Source organism: Magnetococcales bacterium (genome assembly GCA_015231925.1).
Classification (GTDB): Bacteria; Pseudomonadota; Magnetococcia; order Magnetococcales; family JADGAQ01; genus JADGAQ01.
In genome coordinates this window covers 1-6,003 of record JADGAQ010000226.1, presented here as the reverse complement: position 1 = coordinate 6,003, position 6,003 = coordinate 1, and the positions used below count along the sequence as shown (strand labels likewise).

The following is a 6,003-nucleotide window of genomic DNA, read 5'->3' as shown; positions in this document are numbered from 1 at the left end:
GGGGCGATAATCGCCCCCGGACCCCCGTATTAATGAACGAATGAAACAGAAATGGGATTATCCCCCCCGGCGGGGTTCGGGGCAGCGCCCCGAGGTGTTGACGGAGCCTTTGGCGGGTCGAAGCCATAAAGGAGGAATGCCCAACTTCCACCCTCTCCAACCCCTGTCCCATCTCGACCCGCCGGAAGATCGACAGGCTTTGATGCCGGAGTTTCTCAGAAAAGGGTGTAGATGAAGGGAGCCACCGCCGACCCCTGGGAAAGCACGATCAACCCACCCAGCAGGGCCATCATCAACAGGATGGGCAACAGCCAGAACTTTTTACGGGTTTTCATGAAGACCCACAAATCGCCAAGAAAAGACATAGTGTTCGATCCGACTCGTTCAGAAGGGGAATTTCATCGATTTCACATCCGCCACGGGAGGCTTCCGCAAAATCCAATAGCTGGTGGCGGTCCGGTCCACTTGCAGGGCAAGGGGATTCTTACCAAACAGACGCATGATCAAACCGATCGGGGTGACCACCAGGAAAAAGATCACGCCCAGGATCAGCGGCGTGGTCAGGCGGTGCAACAGCGCGCCGAAGCGTGTCCACAGACGATTCAGCGGAGCCAGTTGCCGGGGAAAGGCCAAGGCCGCCCCCAGAAAGAGCCCGGAGCCTGCCAGGGCCCACCATCGCGGGTCCATCCCGTGCCACAGGGGAAACAGGCCGACGAGGACGAACACGGCGGCGAAAACCAGGCCGAAGGAGCGATCCGATCCACCCTGCATCGCCTCCCGGTCCCCGTCACTCACGATGTCGCCTGCCTTTCCGTACCAATTGCCATCTATTCTTCCATATCATCGTAGCGGCGCAGATCCAGATCCATGGCATCGATCATGGCCCGTCTTTCGGGATAATCGGGACGGGCCCCCGTCACGGGAACCTCACAGAATTCCAGGGTCTGGTTCACGGAATCCCACAGGGTGTAGCAGGGATGGGGTCGCACCCCCTGGCCCACCGAACCGCAACCGATCACATAACGGACATGGGGTTCCAGGGGCAGGGACACCCCCACGTCGCAGGGCATCAGACCGACCTCGCCCTTCACCTCCCGGAAAATCAGGGGCCGGTAGACATGGCCCACAAAAATCAGCCGGGCCGGTAATTCGGCCAAAGCCCGCGCCGCCTGCCGCACGTTGAGAATCGGCACCACCTGTTCCCGGACGGGCGAGATCGGGGCAAAAACCATCTCCCCCATGGCCAGCAGCGAGGGCAGGGTCTCCAGGAAAATCTGATTGGGGGAAGAGAGCTGTCCGATCACCGCCTGATCCCGCACGCCACCCACCGCGTGCAGATCGGCTTCGCGGATGAAGGTGCAGATCTTTTCCGTCTCCCCATGGTCCAGAACACCCGCCAGATCGCCCAGGCAGAGGATGGTTTCGCAACCCCGCTGCAAGGCATGCTGAAAAACCGCCTGCAAGCCCTGTTCATAGCCCAGCACGTCGGGGAGGATCGCCACCCGTCCCAGCGCAGAGGTTGGTGGAAAGAGTCCGGCACGGGCATTTTCCAAGATCGAGCCGAATCCCGGCGACATGCCGTTGCGGCGTTCGTAATCCAAAACCCGGGTCAACAGCTCCAGCACCGGCAGGAGGGGAACATCGGTCTGCCCTTTATTTGGCAGGAAGGTCATGAGAACTTCCCGTTCCATGCGATAGCGATCCAGATCGAGGCGTTCCTGACGCGCCATCACGGGAGCCCCCATGGCCGCCAGGAACAGCTCCCCCATGTTTTCCATCCTGCGTGTTTCCTTGCCTTTCCTGCTCATACCCTTTTCCTTCGTTCCCACCCGTCCGCCGCGATGCAATGCTTGAGCCTTTATCCCCTACCGTTTATTCTGGCTTTGTGCAAGTCGTGCCGCAATGTTTCGGGCCTTTTCCATTCCGTTACGGGGTTTCCCCTGTCCATGAATCTCTTTCTTCAGGAAAAGTGGCACGCCTTCATGGCCGAAATGGGCGCTATCAGCGGCTACCGAGCCCTTTCCACCCCCGAGGGAGAGCTTTTCGTCGGAGAGGTGCGTCGGTTCCGACAAACCCAATGGGTTTTGTTCGGCGCTCCGGAGCAGGGTCAACGAACCGTTCTCGACAGCCTCTTCGACCAGGCCCGGCAACAGGGGGTATTTCGTATCGAATCCCGCTTCAATATGGCCCGTTGGCGGGAAGAGGAGCTGCCGACTCCGGCCCGCACCCTGCTGCCTTTCGGCACCTATCGTCTCCCCCTGGACGGTGATGCCGACACCCTATGGAAACGGCTGGATCCCGATCACCGCCGTATGATCCGCAAGGCCCGGGAGGTCGGGCTCGATATCCGCTGGGAAGTGCCCTGCGCGGAATTCCACGCCCTGATGGAGCAGACCTACGCCTTCGGCAATGCGCCCTGTCCTTACGGGCTCTCCTATCTGCAACGGCTGCATCACCACCTCGGCAGCCAATTATTGAGCCTTGGCGCGTTTCAGAACAACAAATTCGTTGCCGGGCTGCTCGTTCCTTTAGACAATCACCGGGCCTATTATCTCCATGGGGCCCGTTCTTCCGATGCGCCTCCGGGAACGCCGGTTCTCCTGCACTGGATTCTGCTGCAACGGCTGCTGGAGACGGGGGTGGCCGCTTACGACCTGGGAGGGGCCAGACCCCAAACCGACGATCCCCGTTTGCGAGGCATCTTCTTTTTCAAATCCCGCTTCGGCGGCCCTTTCGAAGCATGCAGCCAGTGGCAGGCCGATTTGCGTCCCTGGATCGCCCGAGGTGTCGATACCCTGCAACACTACCGGGAACTGCGGCGATGAACCTGAAACAGCGCCTCAAGGAAGGCGTTCCAACCCGGGCTCTCTACGCGACGGCCTACCGGGGCTACTACGCCGGAAAACGCTTGATCGCTTTCCTCGCGGTCCGTTCACCCCGGCAGTTGGCCAAATACTTTCTTGCCCGCCTGCAGAACCGCCTCTTCGACTGGCGTAACGGCGTGGTCACCCATCCTCTCATCGAGCCCGATCGTTTACGGATGGAGAGCAAAACCAGCCAATTGGCCAACCGCTATCAGGGGGTGAACGAACGGCTGTTTCTCTCCATTCTGGAACGCCATTATCAAGCGGAATGGCAACGTTATCTCTTTATCGACCTGGGCGCCGGGCTTGGCAAGGCGTTGATCCTGGCGTCCCGTTTCCCGTTTCGGGCCTTGTGGGGTGTCGAATATTCACCCTTGCTGTGCGATCAGGCCGTGAGCAACCTGCAAACCTTTCAAAAGCGTCATGCCGATTTCCCCCCCTGGCGCATCATTCACCAGAACGCGGCGCTGTTCCCCTTTCCCGATGAACCGTTGCTGCTCTTTCTCTACAATCCGTTTCACGGTGAGGTGTTCCGGGACATGATCACCAACCTGACCGACCGGCTGAACCGCTGTGCCGAACCGGTATTCCTGCTCTATATTCAACCCGATAACGCGCAATTGATTCCGGAAGAACACTTCCGGCGCGTGGACGGCAGTTCCGTGTGGATCCTGTATGAAGGCCTCGCTTCCCGAGCTTCGCCATGAGTAACTATTCAGGCCCCTGCACAGCGCAGCATGATCGTGTCAACAGCGAAAGGAAAAGTCCCAGGGGTGCCCCCTGGGGTTGAACGTCAACTGCAAAAGCAAAAGTCCCAGGGGTTGGACCCCAGGGGGTTGAACGTCAACTGCAAAAGCAAAAGTCCCAGGGGTGCCCCCTGGACCCCAGGGGGTTGAACGTCAACTGCAAAAGCAAAAGTCCCAGGGGTACCCCCTGGACCCCAAGGGGTTGAACGTCAACTGCAAAAGCAAAAGTCCCAGGGGTACCCCCTGGACCCCAGGGGGTTGAACGTCAACTGCAAAAGCAAAAGTCCCAGGGGTACCCCCTGGACCCCAAGGGGTTGAACGTCAACTGCAAAAGCAAAAGTCCCAGGGGTGCCCCCTGGACCCCATGAGGTTGAACGTCAACAGCGAAAGGAAAAGTCCCAGGGCGCTGCCCTGGACCCGTCGGAGGGGATAATCCCCCCCGAACCCCCATATAACTGAACAGATACCGCCATGATTCACCTGTTGCTTTCCGCCGATTATGAACTCTATCTGGGAGCCAACCATCTGCCCGAGGAGGAGGTGCTGTTGCACCCTTCCAGGGAGTTGCTGCGGCTGTGCAACCGCCTCGCCGTGCCCCTCACGCTCTTTGCGGACGTCGCCTGTTTCTGGCGCTATCGGGAGTGGGGAGAGGAGGCCTTCGTCACCGCCTGCGAAGCGCAGATGGTCGAATTCCTGGGCGGGGGACATGACATTCAGGCCCATCTGCATCCGCACTGGCTTACCACCGAAAGGAGCGAGGCAGGCTTTTGTTTTCCTCCGGGCGACTACCTGTTGGCGCCGCAGGCGCTGGACGAAACGGAAGCGCGGGAGCGGGCCCGTTTGCTGCTGCGGCACGCCAAAACCTACCTGGAGACCCTGTTGCGTCCCATCGACCCCACCTACCGTTGCCTGGCTTTCCGTGCCGGGGGCTACGGCGTGCAGCCTCATGTGGGTCCTCTATTCCAGGCCTTGCGGGAGGAGGGTTACCGCATCGATTCGAGCATCATTCCCGGTTTCACGCTACGGGAGGCAACCCACCGGGTCGATTTCAGTCGCGTTCCCCAGGGTGGACACGGCTGGTTCGGAGCGGAAGGAGGGTTGGAGTGTACCCTTGCCCCCGGTCGGGGGCTTTTTGAAATCCCCATCGCCTCGGCCCGCCTTGAAGCGGAAGAGGCGCGACGTCTGCAATGGCCCCTGGCTTTGGAGCAGGCTTGGCGCATCGTGGCGCCGCTTCGCGCCCGAACGGTGCGGGGGCGCTCCTGCCACACCCCCCCGACCGGCACCACCCCCGGCCCCGGTCGTCTGAAACAGGCCTGGTGGCGGGCCAACGCCATTCTCGGCAACCGCTTTCTGCGACTGGAGGTGAATACTTCCGCCCGCCTGCTCACCGCGTGCCTGAACCACCATGTGCGCCAGTGGCGGCAACCGGGTCAGGAGCTGTTCCTGGCGGTCAACATGCATCCCAAGGGCATGGAGCGTTGGCATTTCGATCAGTTGGCTCGTTTCGTTGCTCAGGCCAGACGGGATCATGGCGACCGGCTCGATTTTCTCACCTTTCAGCAAGCCGAAAAACGACTGCCGCCGGAGGCGACACCGTGATTGACGTGGAAGTGGGGCAGAATCTGCTTTGGTTGTTCGTTTTCGCGGCGCATCACAGTCTGGCTGCCCGTCCTTTTTTCAAGGCGTGGCTGACGCGCTTTCTGCCCCCCCATCTGGAGCGACTGGCTTACGTGCTGACTTCCGCGCTGCTGCTGGTTCTGGTGTTGTGGCAATGGCGACCGCTGCCCACCTTCTTTTGGCAGGTGGCATCCCCGCCGGGTCGTTTGGCCGTCGGGGCCTTGTTTCTCCTCGGTTTGGCCATTGCGCTGGAAGGCGTGCGTCTTACCGACGGTCAACATCTGCTGGGTATCCGGCAGATTCGGGATCACCGTCGGGGGCAACGGCCCGTCTTGCCGGGTTTGCAAACCCGCTCGCTTTACCGATGGATGCGTCATCCCATTATGACGGGCACGTTGATTCTGTTATGGGCCCGACCGCAGATGAATGGGGATCATCTGTTGCTTGCCTTGTTTTTCACCGGTTACATCGTGGTGGGGACGTTGCTGGAAGAGCGGGATTTGTTGACGGTCCACGGGGAGGAGTATGCCCGGTATCGCCGGGAGGTGCCGATGTTCCTGCCGTTCAATCTTTTAAGTATCAAAAAAAGGAAATGTTCTGTCCTTTGACTGTTTCTTTATAAGATATAAAAATAAATATAACTATTCAGATATACGGGGGTTCAGGGGGATTATCCCCCCCGGCGGGTAGCGCCCTGGGACTTTTCCATTTGCTGTTGACTTCCGACCCCATGGGGTCCAGGGGGCACCCCTGGGACTTTTTCTTTCGCCGTTGAC

The 6,003-nt window shown here is 60.0% G+C and carries 6 protein-coding genes; 4 read left to right on the top strand and 2 right to left on the bottom strand.

Translation table 11 applies throughout. From position 1 onward, the window contains the following. Positions 1–384: 384 nt before the first annotated feature. Both HQL56_17595 and HQL56_17590 read right to left on the bottom strand, forming a co-directional pair. Entirely contained in the window at positions 385–771 is a 387-nt protein-coding gene (locus tag HQL56_17595) for a hypothetical protein (GenBank protein MBF0311333.1), read from the bottom strand. Between the two features lie 56 nt (positions 772–827). Then, positions 828–1,808 carry a hypothetical protein gene (locus HQL56_17590; protein MBF0311332.1) on the bottom strand — a complete coding sequence of 327 codons (981 nt, stop codon included), beginning with the start codon at positions 1,806–1,808 and terminating at the stop codon, positions 828–830. Between the two features lie 138 nt (positions 1,809–1,946). Between HQL56_17590 and HQL56_17585 the strand changes: the two genes are divergently transcribed. From HQL56_17585 to HQL56_17570, 4 genes are all read left to right on the top strand, one after another. Beyond that, complete coding sequence (locus HQL56_17585) at positions 1,947–2,825, top strand: GNAT family N-acetyltransferase (protein MBF0311331.1); 879 nt, start codon at positions 1,947–1,949, stop codon at positions 2,823–2,825. Continuing rightward, positions 2,822–3,571: a class I SAM-dependent methyltransferase gene (locus HQL56_17580; GenBank protein ID MBF0311330.1), complete on the top strand. Its 750-nt coding sequence runs from the start codon at positions 2,822–2,824 to the stop codon at positions 3,569–3,571. The genes HQL56_17585 and HQL56_17580 overlap by 4 nt, the downstream gene beginning before the upstream one ends. A 510-nt stretch (positions 3,572–4,081) precedes the next feature. Further along, the gene (locus tag HQL56_17575) at positions 4,082–5,209 is read left to right on the top strand and encodes a hypothetical protein (protein ID MBF0311329.1); all 1,128 of its coding nucleotides are present in this window, start codon (positions 4,082–4,084) and stop codon (positions 5,207–5,209) included. Next, positions 5,206–5,835: an isoprenylcysteine carboxylmethyltransferase family protein gene (locus HQL56_17570; protein MBF0311328.1), complete on the top strand. Its 630-nt coding sequence runs from the start codon at positions 5,206–5,208 to the stop codon at positions 5,833–5,835. Before HQL56_17575 ends, HQL56_17570 begins: the two co-directional genes overlap by 4 nt. Positions 5,836–6,003: the final 168 nt, after the last annotated feature.